The sequence below is a fragment of the Proteiniphilum sp. X52 genome (assembly GCF_003712195.1).
GTDB lineage: Bacteria > Bacteroidota > Bacteroidia > Bacteroidales > Dysgonomonadaceae > Proteiniphilum.
Map to the genome: position 1 here is coordinate 1 of NZ_RDSD01000035.1, position 22,848 is coordinate 22,848.

Annotated in this window: 15 protein-coding genes and 2 pseudogenes; 8 read left to right on the forward strand and 9 right to left on the reverse strand. The window is 44.7% G+C overall.

From position 1 onward, the window contains the following. The first annotated feature begins 82 nt into the window (after positions 1 to 82). The 5 genes and pseudogenes from D7D25_RS16915 (at position 83) to D7D25_RS16935 (ending at position 4,920) form a co-directional block, all read left to right on the forward strand. Positions 83 to 661 (forward strand): sulfatase/phosphatase domain-containing protein, encoded by a 579-nt coding sequence (locus D7D25_RS16915; protein ID WP_255417368.1) that lies wholly within the window; start codon positions 83 to 85, stop codon positions 659 to 661. Between the two features lie 130 nt (positions 662 to 791). Next, positions 792 to 1,943, forward strand: a pseudogene (locus D7D25_RS16920) (sulfatase-like hydrolase/transferase); the annotation flags it as partial. A 162-nt stretch (positions 1,944 to 2,105) separates the two neighbouring features. Next, on the forward strand, positions 2,106 to 3,056 hold the full coding sequence (locus D7D25_RS16925) for an IS30 family transposase (RefSeq protein ID WP_076931995.1): 951 nt from the start codon (positions 2,106 to 2,108) through the stop codon (positions 3,054 to 3,056). 1 nt (position 3,057) lies between these two features. Continuing rightward, positions 3,058 to 3,471, forward strand: a complete 414-nt coding sequence (locus tag D7D25_RS16930; RefSeq protein WP_122970105.1) for a sulfatase/phosphatase domain-containing protein — start codon at positions 3,058 to 3,060, stop codon at positions 3,469 to 3,471. A 48-nt stretch (positions 3,472 to 3,519) separates the two neighbouring features. Continuing rightward, complete coding sequence (locus D7D25_RS16935) at positions 3,520 to 4,920, forward strand: arylsulfatase (RefSeq protein ID WP_122970106.1); 1,401 nt, start codon at positions 3,520 to 3,522, stop codon at positions 4,918 to 4,920. 112 nt (positions 4,921 to 5,032) lie between these two features. Here the strand turns inward: D7D25_RS16935 and D7D25_RS16940 are convergent, their stop codons facing one another. Beyond that, positions 5,033 to 6,574: a sulfatase gene (locus D7D25_RS16940; protein WP_122970107.1), complete on the reverse strand. Its 1,542-nt coding sequence runs from the start codon at positions 6,572 to 6,574 to the stop codon at positions 5,033 to 5,035. 437 nt (positions 6,575 to 7,011) lie between these two features. Here D7D25_RS16940 and D7D25_RS16945 point away from each other — a divergent pair, with 437 nt between their 5' ends. Continuing rightward, on the forward strand, positions 7,012 to 7,320 hold the full coding sequence (locus D7D25_RS16945; RefSeq protein ID WP_148038971.1) for a hypothetical protein: 309 nt from the start codon (positions 7,012 to 7,014) through the stop codon (positions 7,318 to 7,320). A 15-nt stretch (positions 7,321 to 7,335) separates the two neighbouring features. Beyond that, positions 7,336 to 8,031: pseudogene (locus D7D25_RS16950) on the forward strand (transposase); the annotation flags it as partial. A 39-nt stretch (positions 8,032 to 8,070) separates the two neighbouring features. On the opposite strand, the gene D7D25_RS16955 reads toward D7D25_RS16950, so the two are convergent. The 7 genes from D7D25_RS16955 to D7D25_RS16985 all read right to left on the reverse strand — a co-directional run bounded on the left by D7D25_RS16955 (position 8,071) and on the right by D7D25_RS16985 (position 20,589). After that, positions 8,071 to 9,570: a M81 family metallopeptidase gene (locus tag D7D25_RS16955; protein ID WP_122970110.1), complete on the reverse strand. Its 1,500-nt coding sequence runs from the start codon at positions 9,568 to 9,570 to the stop codon at positions 8,071 to 8,073. A gap of 12 nt (positions 9,571 to 9,582) precedes the next feature. Further along, positions 9,583 to 10,986, reverse strand: a complete 1,404-nt coding sequence (locus tag D7D25_RS16960; RefSeq protein ID WP_148038972.1) for a M24 family metallopeptidase — start codon at positions 10,984 to 10,986, stop codon at positions 9,583 to 9,585. 326 nt (positions 10,987 to 11,312) lie between these two features. Next, positions 11,313 to 13,094 carry a DUF4091 domain-containing protein gene (locus D7D25_RS16965; protein WP_255417367.1) on the reverse strand — a complete coding sequence of 594 codons (1,782 nt, stop codon included), beginning with the start codon at positions 13,092 to 13,094 and terminating at the stop codon, positions 11,313 to 11,315. A 436-nt stretch (positions 13,095 to 13,530) separates the two neighbouring features. After that, positions 13,531 to 14,013 carry a hypothetical protein gene (locus D7D25_RS16970; protein ID WP_148038973.1) on the reverse strand — a complete coding sequence of 161 codons (483 nt, stop codon included), beginning with the start codon at positions 14,011 to 14,013 and terminating at the stop codon, positions 13,531 to 13,533. Between the two features lie 20 nt (positions 14,014 to 14,033). Beyond that, positions 14,034 to 15,977 (reverse strand): RagB/SusD family nutrient uptake outer membrane protein, encoded by a 1,944-nt coding sequence (locus D7D25_RS16975; RefSeq protein WP_122970113.1) that lies wholly within the window; start codon positions 15,975 to 15,977, stop codon positions 14,034 to 14,036. A 12-nt stretch (positions 15,978 to 15,989) separates the two neighbouring features. Next, positions 15,990 to 19,322 carry a TonB-dependent receptor gene (locus D7D25_RS16980; RefSeq protein WP_122970114.1) on the reverse strand — a complete coding sequence of 1,111 codons (3,333 nt, stop codon included), beginning with the start codon at positions 19,320 to 19,322 and terminating at the stop codon, positions 15,990 to 15,992. 277 nt (positions 19,323 to 19,599) lie between these two features. Beyond that, positions 19,600 to 20,589: a FecR family protein gene (locus D7D25_RS16985; protein WP_122970115.1), complete on the reverse strand. Its 990-nt coding sequence runs from the start codon at positions 20,587 to 20,589 to the stop codon at positions 19,600 to 19,602. Positions 20,590 to 20,765: 176 nt separating this feature from the next. On the opposite strand from D7D25_RS16985, the gene D7D25_RS16990 reads away from it, so the two are divergent. Continuing rightward, on the forward strand, positions 20,766 to 22,094 hold the full coding sequence (locus D7D25_RS16990) for an IS5 family transposase (RefSeq protein ID WP_154670015.1): 1,329 nt from the start codon (positions 20,766 to 20,768) through the stop codon (positions 22,092 to 22,094). Between the two features lie 74 nt (positions 22,095 to 22,168). Here the strand turns inward: D7D25_RS16990 and D7D25_RS16995 are convergent, their stop codons facing one another. Further along, the gene (locus D7D25_RS16995) at positions 22,169 to 22,735 is read right to left on the reverse strand and encodes an RNA polymerase sigma-70 factor (protein ID WP_158602662.1); all 567 of its coding nucleotides are present in this window, start codon (positions 22,733 to 22,735) and stop codon (positions 22,169 to 22,171) included. Between the last annotated feature and the right edge of the window lie 113 nt (positions 22,736 to 22,848).

The following is a 22,848-nucleotide window of genomic DNA, read 5'->3' on the forward strand; positions in this document are numbered from 1 at the left end:
TACAAGTGTTTTTGAAACTTATTTATAACTTTTTCCCGTTAAATTCTTTAGGAATAACTGCGGATAATCATTTAATACAATCATTGTTTTTATGTCGGATAATGGAGGCATGTTAGATGGAATTTCCGACAACTATCCGTTAAGAGGTGGAAAAGGTACTCCCTATGAAGGAGGCAACAGGGTGCCGCTAATAATTTCATTTGGGGATAAAATAAAGGCTAACAGTACAAACCATATCAACGTGATGGGGGCAGACTTATTCCCTACTTTACTCGATTTCGCGGAAATTCCCATCACACATACAATTGATGGCGTTTCATTAAAAGGAGAATTATCGGGTAAGCATAATCCGGAGCGGGGGAGAGATTTATTTTTCTTCTTTCCTGCATACTTAGAATCATACGGAAATTCGGACTCATTCAGAGCAACACCCTATAGTTCGATCATTTCGGGGGATTGGAAATTAATCCGCTTTTTTGAGGATGCCCGCACTGAACTGTATAATTTGAAGAAAGATACCGGTGAATCAAATGATTTGTCAAAAAAATACACATCCAAGGTAAGAGATTTATTGATAAAATTAGAAAGTTGGGAACAAAAAGTACATGCTCCTGTCAATTTTGAATTAAACCCTCTTTACAAGCCGGGGATCAATAAATAAACAAACAATAATATTGAACATTTTCGTTAAGTAAGAGCAGAGACATTTATGCCGAGCGCAGAATTAATAATCGAGGAGCATGCGACTCAAATAGTCTATTTTTAATGAAATAAAATACGAACAAAAACAGATGAAACAATTTATTACAGTCGGACTTGGCTTATTGACCCTTTTGCCCGTTTCCGCCCGACAGCAAAAACCGAACATCATCTTCATCCTCGCCGATGATTTAGGCTACGGGGATTTAGGTTGTTACGGGCAAACCAAAATAGAGACCCCGAATATCGACTCCCTTGCCGAACGGGGCACGCGTTTCACGCGGTTCTATTCAGGTTCCCCCGTATCGGCTCCTTCCCGGTGCGTGCTGCTTACCGGAAAACATACGGGACATGCTTATATCAGGGGAAACGACGAAATGGGACAAAGAGGGAATGTGGGGAGTCATCAAGCCATGTTCGATGATCCTTTCCTTGAAGGGCAACGTCCAATGCCCGCGTCTACCGTTATCATCCCGCGACTTTTCCAACAGTCGGGATACCGCACCGCTTGCATCGGAAAATGGGGATTGGGATACCCCGGTTCCGAAAGCACTCCCAACAAAATGGGATTCGATTTCTTCTACGGGTATAACTGTCAACGTCAGGCACACACCTATTACCCGCCTTTTTTGTACCGGGACGAAAACCGGGAATATCTAAATAACAAAAATATCATTCAACCCGGGACTAAATTGGATCAATCAGCCGATCCTTTGGATGAAAACAGTTATCGGAAGTTTATCCAAAATGATTACGCGCCGGATTTGATGTTTAAAGAGATCCTCTCGTTTGTTAGTGAAAACAAGGAGAATAATTTCCTTTTGATGTGGACTACCCCGCTGCCCCATGTCCCGTTGCAGGCACCTGAAAAATGGATTGACCATTACGTGGAGAAATTTGGCGATGAGCAACCTTATTTGGGAACAGCGGGATATTATCCTGCCCGTTATCCCCGGGCAACCTACGCGGCTATGATTTCTTACCTGGACGAACAAGTTGGGCTATTGATAGAGCATTTGAAAGAAAACAACCTGTACGAAAACACGCTGATCATCTTTACCAGCGATAATGGCCCCACCTTTAACGGCGGGACCGATTCGCCCTGGTTCCGAAGCGCGGGTACATTCAAAAGCGAACGGGGATGGGGCAAGGCTTCGCTGCACGAGGGCGGGATCCGCGTACCGCTTATCGCTTCATGGCCGGGGAAAATAAAACCGCCTAAGTTCAACTTAGAAGTGCAACATCCACGTGTTGTTTTTTGAAATGATTCTTCACAACAATCATGAAAAACACCGGGGGGGGGTTGCCTAACGGCCGGGGGCGCGCAAGCCCCCGAAGAGAGTCGGACAGCAACATAAAAGAAAAAGGAGACCGAAGTCTCCCTAAAATTAACTATTATGTTGCTTATGAAAAAATACAAACAGTTAACTTCAGAACAAAGGTACGCGATTTATTTAGGTTTAGAAAACGGTGACACCCAGCGGACGATCGCGAGCTTGATAGGTGTCAGTCCTTCAGCGGTGTCCAGGGAGTTGCAGCGCAACAAGGACAAGCGCGGGGGCTACTCGTGGCGACTGGCCCACGAGATGGCGATGGAGAGAAGGGAACGCCTGCCCGGCAACCGGGCTACCCCGGAATGGATCAAACAAAAGGTGATCCGGCTCGTGCGCAAGGACTGGTCGCCCGGGCAAATCAGCGGACACCTGAGAAAGAAGGAGAATATCCGGGTCTCCCACGAGACCATCTACAAGTGGATCCGGGAGGACAAGAAGGCCGGGGGCGACCTTTACAAGCATTGCCGTCACAGGCTCAAGCACCGCAAGAGACCGGTGGGCTCCGTTAGAGGCATCCCCAACCGCAGGAGCATCCGGGAAAGGCCCGTGGAGGCCGACGGGAAGCGCTTCGGCGACTTCGAGATGGACACGATGATAGGGGCCGACCAGTCGGAGGCGATACTGACGGTGACGGAAAGGAAGACGAACCTCGTGATGATCGGGGAACTGCCCCGCGGAAGGGACTCGAAAGGGTTGGCCAAGGTGCTGTGCCGCATGTTGCTACCCTACAAGGACGTGATAAGGACGATCACCACGGACAACGGCTTGGAGTTCGCGGCGCACGAACGGATCACGGAGATGCTGGAAGCCCCGGTGTACTTCACCGACCCCTATTCGGCATGGCAAAAAGGATCGATCGAAAACGCGAACAAGCTCATCCGGCAATACATCCCCAAGGGGGCGTCCTTCAAGGACTATCCACCCGACAGATTGAAGCGGATACAGCACAGGCTGAATGAAAGACCGAGGAAAAAATTGGACTTTAACACACCCAAAGTTGAGTTTTACAAACAATTAATGTAAATTGCACTTGCTGCTTGACTCTGCCCCGGGATACATCTCCAACCACATGGCCGCCGCCTGGGATATTATGCCTACCTTTGCTGAAATCCTGAAAACGAATGCTGCCACGGACGGTATCAGTTTTCTGCCGGAACTCATCGGTAAAAAACAATTCGAAACTCATGATTATTTATACTGGGAGTTCCCCGAGAACGAGGGATCGATAGCTATCCGGATGGATAACTGGAAAGGTATCGTCGAAAATGTACACAAGGGAAACAAAAACATGCAGTTATTCGATTTGTATACCGATCCGGCGGAATTGTTCGATGTGGCAAAACAACATCCCGATATTGTAACCCGATTGGAGGAAAAAATCCGGGAAGCACGTGTAAAAGCGGAAGTGGAAAGATTCAGATTTCCTTTTGATGAATGATAGCCCACTTCAAGCCTACAATTTTAAAAGCAACGCGAATAATACGACATGAATACTAAAATTATTACCGCGGGTCTTTCCCTCATGACATTAGGCCCGCTCAACGCGCAACAAAAACCCAACGTGGTATTTATTATTGCCGACGACCTGGGGTACGGGGATCTGAGCTGTTACGGCCAGGAAAAATTCCAAACGCCCAACATCGACCGGTTGGCACTCAACGGGACCCGGTTCACCCGCTCCTACTCGGGCACGACCGTGAGCGCCCCCTCGCGCGCCAGCCTGATGACCGGGTTGCACACCGGACACGCTCCCATTCGCGGGAATAAAGAGATACAACCCGAAGGGCAGGCCCCGCTTCCGGGTGAGGCATACACTCTTTTCCAACTATTTAAAGATGCCGGCTATACCACCGGGGCATTTGGTAAATGGGGATTGGGTTATCCCGGTTCCACGGGAGATCCCATGAGCCAGGGCATAGACCGATTCTTCGGGTACAATTGTCAACGCCTGGCGCATAATTATTACCCTGCTCACCTATGGAGCAACCATACAAAGGTGATGTTTCCCGAAAATGCCGACGGCAAATCCGTTACATACTCGCAGGACCTGATCCAAAAAGAAACCCTGGAGTTTATCGAACAACAGAAGGAGACCCCGTTCTTCCTCTTCGTGCCGATGATGCTTCCGCACGCCGAGTTGGTCGTGCCGGAAGACTCGATAATACAAGGATTCAGGGGACAGTTCCCGGAGATTCCCTACCAGGGGGTTGACGCCCGGACGGCGTTCACGAAAGGGGGCTACCGGTCGCAGGAGCATCCGCGTGCCACGCACGCGGCCATGGTTACGCGTATCGACGTGTATGTGGGGCAGATCATCGAGAAACTCGAGGAAGCGGGAGTTCACGAGAACACGCTCATCATATTCACCAGCGACAACGGGCCGCACCGGGAGGGGGGCGGCGACCCGGATTTTTTCAATAGTAATGAAATATACAGGGGATATAAACGGGATTTGTATGAAGGGGCTATACGTGTTCCTACCATTATTTCGTGGCAGGGAAACGTGCCATCAGGCAAGGAAAACAATTTCCCGTTTGCCTTCTGGGATTACATGCCCACGTTTGCCGGTCTGACCGGACAGGAAGTTCCTGAAAACACCGACGGGATCAATATCCTGCCCGCGTTATTTGGCAAAGAAGGGCAGGCAGAACGCGATTATTTCTATTTCGAATTCCATGAGTTGGGTGGCCGCCAGGCGCTCATACAGGGGGACTGGAAACTGCTGCACCTCGATATCCGTGAAGGGGGGCGGTTCGAACTCTATAATCTCGCCTCCGATCCTTCGGAAAATCATAATATTATCGATCTCTTCCCGCGAAAAGCGGCAGAACTCCAAGAGATCATGAAAGGGGCCCGAACGGAAGACCCCAACTGGCCGTTGTTTTAAGTAAGTAAATGTGTAGGTTGGCCGGCCCAATGCCATTTTTTAATCATTGCCGTTTCATAGCCGGATTTTTGCAGTAGCTCTTGTACGGTTTGCTGGTTAGGAGTTTTCATTCTCAAATTTCATCGGGCCAAGGACAAAATCTCCCGGTAGTTTTAAATAACGGGCGCTGTGCCTCTACACGGCGAAGGTATTCTCCCAACTCCTCTGAAAGTTGTTGTACCCATCGTGGATTTTGTACAGCATGATCCGTGGTTTCACCAATGTCGTCACTGATATTAAACAACTCTTTTTTACCGGTTTCGTAATAATAGACCAATTTCCAGTCTCCTTTACGAATGCTGCTTGTGGTACCAATGCCGGGACCTTCATTACCCCATAGATTAGGATAATGCCAGTAAAGGGCACGTCCGTTATAATCGGTCTGTTTACCTTCCAGCATCGGTATAAAGCTGATCCCATCCACCGGTTGTTTGGTTTCACGACATTTCACCTGTGCCATATCAAGAAGGGTAGGAAAAAAATCTTCGATGATCAGGTAATCGTTGCATCGGGTATCCGGAGCCACGGTTCCCGGCCATTTCACGATCATCGGCACACGAATACCTCCTTCATAGGCCGACCCTTTACCACTGTTCAAGGGCGCATTCTGCCTGTGCAACGGCGCATCGCGCCACTGGGTGGAAGTAGAGAATCCCCCGTTATCCGACATAAAGATAATCACGGTATTCTCATCCAGCTTATTCTCTTCCAACCAATCCATCAGGTCTCCCAGGCTTTTATCCATCCCTTCTATCAGAGCGGCATAAGCTGCCTCTTTTTCAGAAAGTCCGGCGTCGATATATTTTTTATAGAAACGCGGATCCTTGTCAATGGGGATGTGTATGGCGTAGTGTGCCATATAGAGATAGAAGGGCTGGCCCAGGTTTTTGGCCTTGTCAAGGGCTTTCAGGGCTTCGAGCGTCAATGCTTCCGTGGCAAAAGTCCCCGTCCCCCAATATTTTTCCAGGCCGGGAACAGCTTGCAGCGGCGAGGGTTTCCCATCGTCCCGGTTTCCGTAATTCTGTTCACCGTAGAAACTGGCGATTCCACCCCCGGCATGTCCCGCGATATTTATCTCAAAGCCGAAATGGTGAGGGTTTTCACCCGGCGTGTCGATGGCACCCCAATGGGCTTTACCCCAATGGATAGTATGGTATCCGCTGTTTTTGAGCAATTGTGGTAACGACGTTACTTCATACATGAAAGGGATACCCGGCACTTGGCAGATACCATTTACATTCCATTCCGGAAATTGCAGGAGGTCACTTTTTTTGTCAGTAGGGCTGTTTTTTTGGAGGGTCCAATTGGTTACACGATGACGGGCAGCGTTCATGCCCGTCATCAGGCTCACGCGGGTTGGCGAGCTCACCGCACTCGCGTATGCTTGTGTAAACATCATCCCCTGCGACGCTAACCGCTCCATATTGGGAGTATGATAACGCTCGTTAAGCGACGTTCTCTCCTTCCAGAAAGGCAATGAAGTATCTTGCCATCCCATATCATCCACCATAAAAAGGATGATGTTGGGACGATCATTGGGAGCCGAGGAGGGCTGTGCCGACAACCCGGCCAACGGAACCAAAGCAAGCGGCAATAATTTTCTAATTTTTTCCATTCCATGCATTCTGAATTACAAATGTAATATCAATGTCGTTTAGTTAAGGCATCGCGTTATTTTGTTGATAAAAGCAGTATTCAAAGTTTTCGAGTTTGATGCGATCTTCTTATCTTTACAGGGTATATAGGGGGTTATTCACCCGGGGAACTTAAAACAGACGAACGTGAAACATTAACAAAAGAAATAGATTATGAACTTGAAAGCAAAGAGTTTACGAGCTGTTCGCAAGGCAGCCTTACAGGGGTATTCACCCGGAGGAGAAAGCTCAAGCTCAAGAATTTAATATTGCTGGTCATGTCTGTCAATAGTTCCATCCAACACACGTAGGACCGTTTTTATAAATCACTCAATAAAAGTGATTACAATCTACGGGAAGTCACCAAAGGGGCTTTTTCCCAGGCGCGGGGAAATTGAACCCGGAGAGTTTCAAACGTTTGAATAAAAAAGCGGTCGACACGTTTTATTCCATTAATGAAGTGTATGCTTGGTACGGTATGCGGTTGCTGTCAGTGGATGATTCCCGCCTGATGCTGCCCAACCATCAGACGGTAAAGGGTGAGTTTGGCGTTTACGGTTTCGGCCCAAATGCGGACAGTGAACGCTCGATGGCGCTTTGTTCGACACTTTACGAGGTTTTAAACCTGCTGACGATTGACTCCGGGATCGCGCCTTACAGTTGTAGCGAAAAAGAGTTGCTCCATAAGCATTTGGATCATGTCAAGGAGAATGACCTGCTCTTGTAGTACAGGGGTTACCCGAGTATCAGCCTGTTTTTCCTTTTGCAGGCAAAAAAGCTGCACTTTTGCGTCCGGATGAAAGATAACTGGTGGCTTGAGGTCAACAGGTTTAATCAAAGCGGAAAGAAAGAGGCTGTCGTGGCATTCAGCCTTCCAAAGAAAGACCACAAGCTGCTGAAAGATTATCCGGGATGGGGCAACAAAACAATTTATTGCCGGCTGGTCAAAATAGAACTTCCCAACGGGGAGAGTGAGATATTGCGCGCTTCCCTGACTGACATGGAACAATATCCTTATGAAGACTTTGAGGAGTTGTACCATTACCGTTGGAACCAGGAAGAGGGGTATAAACTGTTAAAGTGCAGGGTGGAGGAATTCTCCGGGAAAACAGCCACGGCGGTCAAACAGGATTTTTACGCGAAAATCTTTCTGATGACCCTTGCCGCCGCTTATGCTTTCCCCATAGAGGAGAAAGTACGGGAAGAATACCATGCGGATGAACAACGCGGACATGGTCAAAAAATCAACAGGACCAATACCTTGGCAATGACCAGGGATATATTGACAGGGGTGTTCGCGCGCAAAGATATCCGGCCGGCCCTGGAGGCTTTCGACCAAATCGTTTACAAGACAAGGGAAATCATCCGCCCTAACAGATCTGTCAAACGAAAACCCAAACCCAAGCGACAGTATCATATGAATTACAAACGATTATGATAAGAGCTTAACTAAACGACATTGATACTTATATAGAAATCACCTGGCATTCCACTCTCTATTTACATCAAAAGGATAGCTTTTCAAATCAACGTTCTTGAATGGCAAAGCCGTCATCTCTAAATTGCAGAAACCGGAAGTCAATGCCATCAGATGTTCCGGAGCAAGATCCCTGAGTTCTGGATATAAATAGCCCAATTTAACAACAACGATCTTGTAATCCAGTGGATTGAGATTTACCTCTTCAAAATCAGCCTTTTTCACAAATGAACGGCGAGACTTCATCACGACAAGCTTGACTCCTTCCACATCAACAACGGCTGCACCTCTATCCGTTTGCATAATCGAGTCGGGAGAAAGGAATTCTATTTTTCCCTTAACAGGGAGTGCAAACCCGAAAGTCTTGTCTTTTTTACCCCCGATTGTAGAATTTATCTCATTGCCAACGCCTGACGCCACGCATTGAGAAAGGAAATAGGCATCTACAATACCTGCAAATAAGGCTCTTTTTGTCTTACTTTTAAGTAGTACCGCTAATACCTGAGGATTGTCGCCCTGGGCTCCCGCTGTAGTATTATCGCCCGAATCGGAGATAAAAACTGTTTCCTTTTCAGATTTATTTGCTAATGCGATCATTTCGTCTATACTTCCCGACGGGACATCAAGTTTCATCTCGGCTCTTTTATCCCAGATCTGTTGGGCTAAATTCTGAGCTTCTGTTCTGGCTATTTCGGCATGTTTAGTATTATTGGCAACGACAAACACCCGCATTGCCGAACGTGGTAAGTCGGCCCATGCATAACCTACAAATACAGAAGCGTCCATTAGCCCTTCTTTTTTAGCTACTTCGGATAGTTGTGCATATATAGAGTGTAAAGGTTCTACTTCGGTTATTCCCTTTTCACCCGGTATCAGGATCGGAATAGTAACGGTTTCGATATGTGGCTTTAATCCTCTTTTCAGAGACTCTATCAGTAAACTCATTGCCCTGTCCTTGGTTTCCGCACCATCACGATGAGGGGCAGTACGATAGGCGGTAAGTATATCAATGTTCTTTACAAAATCTGCCGACAGATTCCCATGCAGGTCGAAGCTCCCGCTGATCAGCACATTGTCTCCTGCAATATCTCTTACCTCTTTGATAAACGAAGCTTGAGCGTCATCATAGCCTTCAACATGAAGCGCACCGTGCATATCGAGATAAATCCCATCTATTTTCCCGGCCTTCTTTAAATCTTCAAGTATCTCTTTTTTATATTTATCATAAATAGTCCTTTCTACTATTCCTCCCGGCCATGCATAAGCATGAAGGGAAGGGATTAATTCTATCCCTTCCTTTTCGGCCGTTTCAGCCCACTCATGATCTTTGAGGACATCTTCCCCTCGCGCGATATTAAAATTCTCTTCTGTGGTTGGTAATGTAGAAAAAGTATTGGATTCGTGACGAATGCCACAAGTAAATATTCTTATTTTATCATTTTCTTTCTTACAGGAAAACGTCAATAATATCAACATGCCGAATATTAAAAATTTTCTCATGACTTTATGTTTTTAGGGCTTGAAACTCATTATTTTTTTATAATCCAGAAAAAAAGGAGCAATAATTCCTGTCGTATTTGACAGAGGAAGAACTTCTTCTGGTAAAGTGAAACCGAGTTGCTGGATCATAAACTCCCGCCGGATTATACATCTTTTATAAACATTAGGGTATAGCTCTCTGAGTTGTGAACGAAGCGCATTGTCGGCAATTACTATTCCATCCTCCATACGTGTAGAAAAATAGTTTGGAGAACGAACGATGATATCGACCTGCATATACATCCCTGATTGTATTTTTTCTTCCGAACCCGCATAGATAGGGCTACTTAACCATTCGTCCATGTGAATAAGGTGTCCCGGATTGAGGAATACGGCAAATTTATCGAAAGGTAAGTATTTATCTATAAGTTCACGAAATACTTTGCCTTTAGTGCCTATTTTCATGTTCTCGAACCATTTGGCACAAACTCTGAAATACGCAGCTACATAATTGTCTATATATCCTTTGGCCTTTTCCGGCAGATCGTCCTCACTTTCTGCAACCCATCCGGCACGGCAAATATTACTCCCCCAATAGCCAATATTGGTAGAACAAGGATCACCTCTGCGTATTTCTGCACCGACAGGACCAGATAGTCCGATATGCTGATTACCGCTACTCTTAATACCTATGTGACAATTCAGAGGGTATCCCGTGTACTGATATTCTTTGATCAACTCAAAATCCGTAATCCCTGTGCGGAGATTTTTCAGTAAGTTTTTCATCCCCTCCGAAGCCATTACGTTTGCGAACTCAAATACCGCGATCTCGTAAGGTGAACATTTTACACGTAAACCGTAAGAAGGTGACATGAATATATCCGATGCATTTACGACATTGGTATGTCCGCAAATAGCGCGAAGGGTGTCGGTGATATAGGCCGGAATTTCAATGCGCAGATGGTAATCAACGAATTCCTTGTCGGTAAAATATTTCCAACCTATGCATCCTATTTGCGAGTTTCTGTCTATCCCTTCCGATTTAAAAATAGCATCTAATGGCCGGCTGTCATTGCGTGGCTGTCCCAATAATGACAAGGGTTGATATCTTTCATACCGGAGTTTTTCAGCATTGTAAAGCGGGGATACGGTCAGATGTCCCACACACTCGTTACCTACCAGGATAAGAGGAGTCTCTGATTGATTCAGAATTAGAATAGCTTCTTCAAACCGGGGATCAAAGTGTGTAAGGTACATTAAATTGGCAAAGTGTTCACGATCTCCGTAAACCACCAGATGGGTAAGGTTCCGTTCTCTCATCATCCTGCGGCATCTACATATGCGGCTTTCTATTTCTTCAATAGACGGCTCCGGAAGCGGAGTAGCTGTCCCTATTTCCGGCCAGTCTATCTCTTTTAAAAATACCTCTCTATCCATTTCTTTATATCTGTTAGTATATGATTATAAATTAAACATTTTCAGTCATTTAGCTGCAACAGGACTTGTCATTTTCTAATTTTTCTTTGTGAACACTTCATTTATGAGGCCACTTTAAAAAGTCCAAAACACTAAAAAAACATTTTGTGAAAATCTGATTATCAAGTTGAATTTTTACTTATTTTCGACAAAAAAGACTTATTCAAGTAGACTCATTTATAGGTGTTTTAAAAAAGAATAGGGCTGATTTCACATTTCGCTCAACCTGGTATTTCTCATTGCCTCGGTAGATATTGCAAGAACGATGGTGTCGGTATGACAAGGTGTTATAGCCTGTTCAACAATTTCTTGGCATCGTTCAACCTATCCTGCCAGTCGGCAGAAGGTTCCAGTGTAATAAAATACCCGATCGCTTCCTCCAGTTGAGCCAGTTTTGTCAATGATTCAGGCGTATTCTCTTCACTGTACCGTTTGCGCAATACACGAATCTTTTCCACATCCTGAATCCCTTCCACCAGGCGTTCAAAGCGGATAGAACTTCTTGCATCGGGATAGACCATGTAGGTATCACCGGCCGGCCATGTCCTGAAACGCGAATCGGTCAACGGATTTTCCACCCACGAATTGTAGGCCCAACGCAGGAAACCGTCGAAATCGGCAGCTACGGCGTGCCATGCGGCATAGACCGATTCTGCCGGGGCGGAGAAGGTAAACATATTGGGAAATTTATCTGCGCAGCACACATAATAGGTGGTGACCAACCCTTTGTCTCTGCGGGCGGCAATCTCTTTCTTGGTTACCTTGTCACCGGCTCCCACACAAATATCCTTTATCCATGGATACTGCCTGTAACTCTTGTGATTGTCCGCCAAAGAGACACCCAATTCGGGAGCAGCGCTCTCTAATACTTTCAACGCAGCCTGCATATCTGCCGGCGCACGTTCATCCATGGCTATATTGGTCTTTTCCAGCCACCCTTTACTCTGGAGATGCCGGGTGAAATCTTTCAAGAATACGCTCCACAACTCCGCATATTCTTTCGATTGGGCTTTCAGTTCCAGGGTAACCAGTTCACCTTTCTCTTCATCGTTATAATGCAGTTGGTTATTCCAGGTAAGTAACGAGTAACAGTTGATCATCTTATCGATACCCAGGTCCATCATAAACTGTACCCATTTGTCGAAAATGGTATAGTCGAAAGTCCAGCTCCGGTCTTTGTTTTTCGTCCAGACGATCATATCGGCATAAGCATCATAACATTGATTGTTCCACGGATCTTTGTTCAGGGTAGCGGTGATCACTTTCTGTCCCGCATCGGTCAGCATTTTCATCAGCGGTTTCATTTGCCTGAAATGGGCGTCGCTCCACACTTCCAGGTTGCGCACCCGGGCCACGGCAGAGGGATGTTGCCACAAGTCGAGGTGATAGAGCCACTCCGACGGTTCAGGCAACACCTGATCCACTACATCCAGCGCTATTTCAAAATCCTCTACGGAACGTCCCCCGGCATACAGCTTCAGGTGGCTTTTATAGTTCCCCGCAACAGCATCGGAAGGGATACTGAAGGTAAGCCAGACCGGTCTTACACTCTTTACTTCCATATTGAAACACTCCAGGTTGTCCAGCATATCAGCGGCCAAAGAGGCCGTGAAATTTTCCGGTTTACGGTGTCCGCAGCCCGGACCGAACTCGTCGGTCATCACGTACCGAACAAACCTTGCCTGTGCAACAGATGCTGGCAGCGCGCTTCTTCCCGACTCAAAATCAGCGAATCCCAACTCTACCTGATTGATATCCGCAGCGGACCATAAAAGCAGTTGGGCCGACACTTTTTCACCTTTCCAACCGGTAACCGTTACGCTCTTACTGAGTGGCACCTGGGGCGCCACCGATTTCGGCAGTTTGTCGTCGATCGTTATAAACGATGCCTGCAGCCCCTTAGGCACATTCGACCAGTCGGATAAGGTGTCGTTTGTCGGGTCTTGCATCTCTTCAAAGGTGAGACACTCTTTCTTAGGTCGCTTGCTTTCGCATGAGATATGGGGAAGGGCCAACAATCCAGCCAGTATGCATAGCGTTAATCGAAAAAATGCTAATGAGATTCTCATATCTTTAAAATAATTAATCCATATGTTTTTTATAAAGAATACATAAAGATAAAATAAATGAGTCAGGTTTTGTAAGTAGTTTATAAGCTATTTGTTATAGTTCAATGAACTTGAAAAATATCGGTTTCCAGATCATACATTTCTCATTTATTTGATATTGTAGTGAGATGTATCAACTTGTATCGGTCGGTAGTCACTCCGTAATGCCGTTACTGCTTTACTATTATTGTTTAGAAATTCTACAGGGCTTTCTGGATTTGGCGTCTACATCTCTATTATTTTTCACATTAAGATGTATGAAACTTGCTATAATCATGTCATGAGGTGTAATTATTATGAAGTGAACTCCGGAAGTTAGACAAAAACTTCTGGGGTTCACTTCTCTTTTTTTGGGCAGTTTATTAATCAGACATTATACGAATTATCAATGGTATTATTACTTGATGAATTCTGTAATATGAATTGTCCACTCCGCCTGGTCTCCGTTAGCTGCTTGCACCATGTATTTGTTTGGCTTGGACCAATCACCGTTAGTGCCCAACTTTGGAGCATCGCCTATGGGGAATATCCTGGCAGCTGTAGGGAGAACAACTACCACGGCAACGTTGTCTATTCCCATTTTGCTTCTGGCCGGATCGGGAATAGAGTTCAACCTGCTTTCGGAAGGGGCCACCCTGATCATTACTTTTCTCGCTTCCTTATCAATTGTCTTGGTAATCCCATCCAACTCCACTTTTACCAATACCTCTCTTGTGGAGGTACCTCCTTCGGTAGTGATGTATCTGTACCATACCCCAGCCACATCATTGATTGAATTATCGGCGTATTCTTCGATCACCTCTGTGTTTGAAGTCAAGCAGGAGGAAAGGAAAAGGCTTAAAGCCATACTTGACAATATCAAAAATATTTTATTTTTCATTTTCATTGTGTTTATGCTGTTTATTCCCATCCGGGGTTCTGTGTATCGATGATACCGTATGCCGCCCGTCCGTTCATGAACGATCTCGGAATCGGATAAAGGTATCGTTTAGTAGTAAAATTTCGGTTCCAGGCATTGTTCACCGTGATCTGTCCGATAAAGAATTCTTTACGGTCTTTCTTGATTTGAATTTTATGAACCGGTTTATCCAGATCACGAATTACACTGCCGGGGGCAGCTCCATAGTTTGCCGGCCCTCCATATTTACCCCAACGCAAATAAGACCAGTAAATATCTCCTTCATAAGCCATATCCACCCTACGTTCACGGATATAGTCTTTCCATGCTTCATCGAGGCTCGAAGCGGTGGAGGGCGGAAGACCACCGTGTTTTGTTCTCGTTTCATTGAGGGCCGCGATCGCACCGGTAATATCTCCTTTAAGAAGATTTGCTTCTGCCATGTTCAGATAGACCTCTCCCAAACGGATAAGAATAAATTGGTAGTCGATTTTGTTGTTATAATATACTCTCGGTTCCACATTGGCGACCGCTTTTCTCCAATAGTAATTCGAAACGGTGGTATACCACGATGAACTTTTATCTTTGCGCACTCCGCTCCACAAGTTGCCCTGAACACAAAGAGTTACCAATTCATTGGTCAGCCAAATACAACTGTCGTAAACAATAGTTGCATAAAAGCGCATGTCCCTGTTATTGTACATGATCTCATTGATCTTGGCATCGGTTGTTACCTTTCCATATCTATCGATTTTTTCACCTTTGCTGTTCGATCCCAGATCGTCTCTCTCGGGTACCGGGTGATAACCGATATACTCAGTGGTGGCGCTTGTGCCGTCGTAATCGGGATTTATTGTAAAGGCATTGTATTCCAACTCGCTTGCAGGCAGTTCTATTACGTTGTTCAAATACTGCGATGTTTCGAACCAGTTTTTTGCTCTTCCATCCTGTTGATCAATTACGAGGTATTGGTCTACCAGATCCTGGGTAGGAAAGTAAACACCCCAACCTTCGAAAGATCGTCCTTTCGGATCGTTCAGCAACGGAGAGCCGCCGGATCCGGTTACTTCATCATTTTTTACGTTCGGTACTACACTGATCATTTCGTTAAAATTCTCTACAGTGGTGTTGAGCTTCAGGTACTGACGATTCAGAATAATCTCTTTGTCATCTTTACCATCGAACAGGAACATGTTCTCATAGTCTGAAGTCAATGCATATTGATTCGATTCGATCACCTCGTTTGCAGCGTTGATACATTCCGTGAGATAGCCTTCATCTTTTGTGTATGCGTAAGCCTGGAGCGCAATCCTACTTTTGTAAGCAAGGGCTGCATATCGGGTCAGTTTTCCGCTCAGATCCGTTTCCGGTAATCCGTCGATGCCTGCGTTGATGTCCTGCATCACATAATCGTAGCTTTCCGCCACATCTTTTGTGAGGGGAATTCTCATATCGGTTGTATCGGTCAGTTCGAAAACCCGATTTACCGGAACAAACCGTCCCATTTTCCGGGTCATGTCGAAGTACATCAATCCCCTCAGAAATCTGGCGGCAGCTATAATCTCGGTTCTGGAAGCATCTGATAACAGTTCGGAATTTTCGGCATTCTCAATCACCAGATTTATACGGCGTAGCTGTACAAACCGGCCTTGTCCGGCATTCCATGTGTTGGCATCAATTCCACTCTCTGTAGGGAAATCGTCCCTGTTGTGAAGATCACTTTTGATACCGTTGGGGGTATAAGCTTCCATATTGGCATATTGCCCGCTGTAATAGCCCAATACATCTGCATAACATCTGCTTAAGACCGCCTGAAAAGTTTCGAGAGAACTGTATGCCCGATCGCTGTCGAGAGTGTCAAATGGACGTGTGTTCATCACATCATTGCATGATGTGAGTAACAAAAGAGCCAAGAGGCTTGCAAATAGTTTATATATATGTTTCATTTATCTTTAATTTTAAAAACCAAGATTCAAATTAATGCCTATCACTCTTTCTATCGGATAAACATTGTAAATATTAGATACTTCAGGATCAATACCATATTTCGTTGCCTCAGAAAGGGTAAATAAGTTTTGTCCGGTGAGAGAAAGACGGCAAATATTCAGCCAGTTCGTATTCTTTAACAGAGAATATTTGAGATCGTAGCTAAAGATCAGCGATTTCAAACGAAAATAGCTGCCGTTAAATGTCCATGCTTCGCTTGGCATCAGGTTGTTGTTACCATTCACGGATTGAGAGGAAACAATACGAGGGAATTTTGCTCCCTGATTATCTTCTCTCCAGTAATCCAGCTGATAATCGTACCTCGATAAGTAATTATAGTTCCACATATTTCTATCAATTGGGATATCTCTTTCCCCGGCACCCTGAAAGAGGATATTGAGGCCAAACCCTTTATAGTTGAAATTTGCAATGATACCGTAATTGATCAGCGGTTTTGACGAGTAGCCTATCCGGTATTGGTCTTCTCCCGTTAAACGGCCGTCGCCATTGAAATCTTCGTATATAAAATCTCCTCCGGTCAGGTTTGTCGATCCCTGACGTTGTGCATATTGTTGCCATTCCTGTGCACTGTTTGCGGTCTTGATATAGTGGTATCCCACCTGGGAGAAGTGTTCATACTGTCCGGTTTGGCGTGTATAGGGATTTTTCTTTGTATCCAGGCTTTCCCAGGGATAGTTCGACCAATAGACATCATACTTTGTAAAGTTAAATCCAACATCATATTTAAAGTCTTCGAAGTGGTCACGATATCCAAGCTGGAAGTCAAATCCGGCGCGTCTCTTTTCTCCTTCCGACTCAATCTGGGGAAGTCCGCGTCCGTAAGGATCGATGTATCCTGCCGATTGGGGGTCAGGATCGGCCATATATCCGGCGGTAATGAATAAAAAGTAGTCGAACATACCGTACAATCTATTATTTAAACTGGCAAAATCGAAGCCAAGACCATATTGTTTATCTTTATACCACGTGATATTGACAGACGGTGTACTTCCTTCGTAAAGAGTGGGATACATGTTTCCATCAAATACGTATCCGGTGGCGTTATAATTGTACAAATCCAGAAAGCTGAAACGGGTAATTCCCTGATCCATACCCACCTGACCGTAGGACACACGTATTTTCATCAGATCAAGTATATCTTTTTCATTCAAAGCCTGCATAAAAGGTTCGTCACTCAATGTCCATCCGGCGGAAAATGAAAAGAAGTCTCCCCATCGATTGTGTTTAGGGAATATGTCTGACCCGTCGTGTCTGTATGCTCCTTCGATATAGTATCTGTTTTTAAAGCCATATTTCAGTTGGGCAATCATACCGGCACGTCCGGTTTCCACTTCCGATGCCGAATTGTCCATTCCATCGGTCGGACCAAAGTTTATTTGGTCTATCGGAAGGGTGTAGTTATATCTGTTAAGCCCTATCCCTTTCACTCTTTCATATGCTGCTTCATAGCCGGCTAGCGCATTAAAACTGTGATCGCCGAAAATCCGGTTATAGTTGGCAAAATACTGTAAAGTCCATTTCAACCCCTGCGTATCTGAGTGGTTTAACTGGGGTTTTGCGGCATAGAGCGGTTCGGTGGAATCCCATCCGTATTTCGCTGCATCATTTCTCCAGTTCTTATTGTTCCTGTCATACCAGTTATAGTTTCCGGTTGCTTTCAACCCGAATCCCTCAACCCAGGGCAATGCCCATTCAACATTGAGCAGACCATTGACTACGGTAAGTTTCGATTGCATATATCCCGCGTCTTGCGATGAGATTGCGACGGGATTTAAAGCAACATCGTAGGGTAACCCGTATTTGTTGACTGCAATTTCATCCGGAGCCATCATCCCTGTCTGTTGTATGACTAAATTATGACCGCTTCCTTCCGAGGTATGAAGATCATCGCTCGATTCGATAAATCCTGAAAGTTGAGCCGTTACTCTCAGTCCCACATCTTTGATATTGGTTGTATTGGACAGGTTATAGTTAACCCTGTCTACAGTATAACGCCCGCTTTTGAAAAGCGAGTTCATATCCGTATAACCCACGGAGGTATAATAATTGTTAAGCTCCGTGCCTCCCGTAAGAGCAATGTTGTGGCGTTGTACGGGCGCCCAATTTTTCAGTACCGCGGCACGCCAATCGGTATTCGGATATTGTCCCGGATCAGATCCAGTACGATATTTCTCCAGTGCCTCGTCAGAATATTGAGGATCGAGTCCTTCGTTTATTCTGGCTTCATTTATTTTCAGGGCATTCTCGTACGAACTCACACGGTTTGCCCAGAAACTGGGTTGTCCCCAGGTTTGCTGAAACGCATAGGTTACATGCGGTTTTCCGGTTTTCCCGGATTTTGTGGTTACCTGTACAATCCCATACGCGGCACGTGCCCCGTATACTGCAGTAGAAGAGGCATCTTTTAGTATGGAAATCGATTCGATATCCTCCGAATTGAGGTTTGCAAAATCAGTCCCACTTCTGATCACACCGTCTATTACGTAAATCGGATCCCCTCCTCCGCGGATTGAGACGGATGATCTGGCGTTCAGTCCTGATCCCGATTCTACTATTAACCCGGGCGCTCTGCCTGCCAGCGACTGCGTGATATTTGTAGATGGTAGATGGGGCAGTTCTTCCGTGACCACTTGCGATACGGATGATATCAGCGATCTTTTAGAGGTGGTTGTATAACCCACAACAACAAGCTCATCCAATAATTCCACATCCGTTTCCATTACAATATTTATTGTTGTTCTTCCGCTCAAAGGAATTTCCTGTGGTTTCATCCCAACATAGGTAAACTGAAGTGTTGCGTTCTCAGGAGTGTTTGTAAGGATGAAATTGCCATCTATATCGGTAATTGTACCGTGCGAGGGATTTCCTTTTTCCATAATGGTTGCCCCGATAATCGGATCCCCCTCGTTATCGCGAACGGTTCCCGAAATGGTTTTTCTTCCTTGTTGTTGTGCGGTGTTTGCTGGAGTTTCTCGCTGTACAATCTTCTCGGACAGCGCTATTTGTGTATTATTAATTCGATAATCAATGTTTGTATTCTGAAACAATATATTCAGTATGTTTTCAATTGTTTCATCCTTAGCATGGATGTTCATTTTTTGGTTTATATCTAAGAAGTCATCGCTATAGAAAAATGTATAGTTACTTTTTTCCTCGATTTGCCGAAGTATATTTTTTATTTCCGTGTCTGTCGCGGAAATACTCAATTGCGCTATGCTTTGCCCGATACTTAGCAGTAGAAGAAGCAAACAGCTAACGCCAACTCGTTTGATTTGCATGTTCATTGAATAATGTTTTTTGATTTTAGTTTATATTAGGATATAATTAAGGATAAAAAAGCACGTGATTCTCTCTGATTTAGTATTTTTGTATCCGTATATGAATGCGGTCTTTCAGCGTTTTTCTTTATTAAGGCGCTGTCGTGCTATTATCCTACTAATGGAATGTTGCATTCGCTAACCGGAGTGATGCCCTCACATTGCTCCGGTTTTTTTACGTGTAATTAGGTCGTCTTTCTTGTTTTTATTTCATAGGCGTTAAATTTTTTGTGGATTATTAATTCTATTTTTTACTGAATGTGATGTGCGCCCCGGTCATAGTATATTGTAAAGGAGAAACAATGGTGATAAGATTCAGTACGTTCTCCATGCTGTTATTTTTTATTTTCCCGCTATATTGTATCTCTTTTATATCGGGAGATGCAAAAGAAATAGTTACATTATAAGTACGTTCCAGCATCTTGGCAATATTCTCCAGTGTTTCTTTGTCGAATACAAATTGACCTGTCATCCAGAAAATGGCCTCTTCAACATTGTCGATACGCGACTTGCTGAACGTCATCTCTTTGGTGTGGTACGTGATCCGGTCGTGGGGATTCAGTACTTCGGATAACAGTGGGCTGCTTACTTCAATTTTGCCTTCTACGAGCGTTCCGGTTATTTGTTCATCGCTGGGATACGATTTAATGTTGAATTTCGTTCCCAGCGCCTTTACCTGTAAATCAGCACGGGTGAGCACGATAAACGGGTTGTCCGGATTGCTTTGCACGTCAAAATAAGCTTCTCCCACTAACTTCACGGTCCGGTCTTTCTTCCCAAAATCCGGGGAATACCGGAGCTCACTTGCCGAATTGAGATGCACGTGCGAACCGTCGGGAAGTTGAACGCTTGCTTTTTGTCCGTTCTCCACCATCACGATAAGTTCTTGCCGGGAATGGTCACGAAGCTGTTGAAGCGATATGCCCAGCATAAAAAACAAGATAGCAACAGCTGCCACGCCTGCATACGAAACCCATCTGCTTTTGCGTTTCGGCAGCATTGGGACATTTTCGCGTATATGCTTCTGAAATTGTTTCCATGTCCTCTCTTTGCTTTCATTGGCAAGCGATGATGGATATCGTGCGGCATCTTTCCATTTGCCGGCATAATATTCATCGAATTGCTCCTCGCTTATTTGCTTTTGTTGATAAGCGTGTAGCAATCGATGCATTTCCTCGCCCGACAGGGTGCCGGAGAGAAACTTTTCAATTAATTCTACAGTTTCATTTGACATATCTATTTTACTTTATACGTGATAAGTGCAAAATCCTTACAAGAATATCGTTTTTAACATTTAATTAGTCGCTCCTTAAAAGCGTATATTTATCAGATATTCAGCAAAATAACCTCATAAACAGTTGTGTTTTTTTGCAATATTTTGTATCTTTAGGTACTAAAACTCTGCAAATCATGTTAGGAAAATTACCGGAAAAAGGACAACGCGATTTGTTTCGCCCGATGCTGAAAGATTTCATCGATATGGGGCATGAACTCGTTCTTTTGGCAGACAAGATCGATTGGTCATATTTTGAGGAAGAATTTACACCTTTGTATTCACAACGAGGTGCGCCAAGCGTTCCCATCCGTTTGATGGTCGGCTGCCTGCTTTTGAAGCACCTGTACAATCTTGGCGATGAGCGTATTCCCGAGTATTGGGTTCGGGATGTTTATTTCCAGTACTTTTGTGGATGCGAGTTCTTCGAACATGAGTTTCCTTTTGATCCGAGCGATTTTGTCCATTTCCGTAACCGTGTGGGAGAAGAAGGGATAGGAAAAATATTCGCTTACAGCGTACAACTTCACGGTAAAAAACTGCCGGGACAAACCGGGTTTGTTCTTTCGGACACTACTGTTCAAGAAAACAACACCACCTTTCCTACCGATGCCAAGCTTTGCAAAAAGGTTATCGACAAGTGCAATGCCATTGCAGGGAGTGAAGGCATCATGCAACGTCAGCGGTACACCCGTGAAAGTAAACAACTGCTGCGAGACACTTACAACGGCAAGCATCCCAAACGTAAGAAACGGGCAGACAAAGCCAAACGTCGCTTGAAAACGATCGCCAATATCCAACTTCGGGAACTTGAACGTAAAATGACAGAGGAACAAAAGAAACGATACGAACAGACGCTTTCACTCTGCAAGCGTGCAGTGAATCAACAGAAAAACGACAAGGATAAAATCTACAGTCTGCATAAACCCTTTACCCGCTGTATTGCCAAGGGAAAGGCACACAAGCAGTATGAGTTCGGCAATAAAGTGGGGATGATCACCACGGGCAGAAAAGGGCGGAAAATCATCACGGCGGTAAAAGCATTTTTGGGAAACCCATACGACGGCGACACCATAGAACCGTTACTCGAACAGATGGAAGAGAATAAGTTGAAACTACCCAAAGAACTCATTTATGACCGTGGCGGGAAAGGACGAAAGCAGATAAAAGACGTAAGCATTATTACACCCGGCAAGCCCAAAGTCAAAGACACCCCTTGTCAAAAACGGCAGAAACGGAACAAATGCAGAGCCAGAGCGGCAATTGAACCTATTTTCGGACATCTTAAAAAGGATTTCCGTATGGAACAGAATTACTTGTGGGCTGAAAAAGGCATACAAATCAACGCATACCTGGCAGCTACGGCTTGGAACTTGAAGAAAATGATGGAAAAGTTGAAAGAAAAATTTTTATATTTTATTTTCCGATGGTTTTTCCACCAAGATAAAATATATTTTTCAGCTTAATTCGAATTTATAAGGAACGACTAATTAATCTTGATTAACAAAACGAAACCGGGAAATGCCAGAAAACAGGCCTGTTAAAGGAATAACGAATTAAGGTAATATTTCATCTTTTCCCTTAAAAAAACGAGAGAACGCCTTATCTGTGTTTCCACCGTTTTTTCGGAAATTTGCAAACGGGTAGCGATTTCTTTGTTCGATAGATTATCTTTCCGGCTCAATAAAAAGATTCTACGTCGTTCCGAAGGCAGTTTTTTAATAAGTTCCGAAAGGATCTCTTCCAGAAAACGGCTATTTACCTCCGCTTCAATATCAGCGCTTTCCACTGTATTTTCCTGTTGAGATTGCTCGTATTTATATTTCAATAACAACTGCTCAGTCTGTCGGTACACACGATTCCGGGCAATAGTATAAAGAAATGGGGCTATATTGGATCCCGTATCAATGCTTTCCCTTTTTTCCCAAAGAGAAATAAAAACGGATTGCGTGATATCTTCGGCAAACGTTTTGTCAAAAAGCGTGCTCAGGACAAAGGTATAAATTTGATTGTAATAATGATGGAAGATGTATTCGAAGGCCTTCTCATCTCCTTCCCGCAGGAGGCGCAGAATCCGGGAGTTTATATGGATTGCTTTATTTTTCAAAATACTTTGTTTGACGCTTGCAAAGTTAAAATATTTAATGATTATCCGCAATAGTTCCTATTGTAAATTCTTGACTTGAAATCAGGAGCATACGTTACAGCGGCTATCAACAG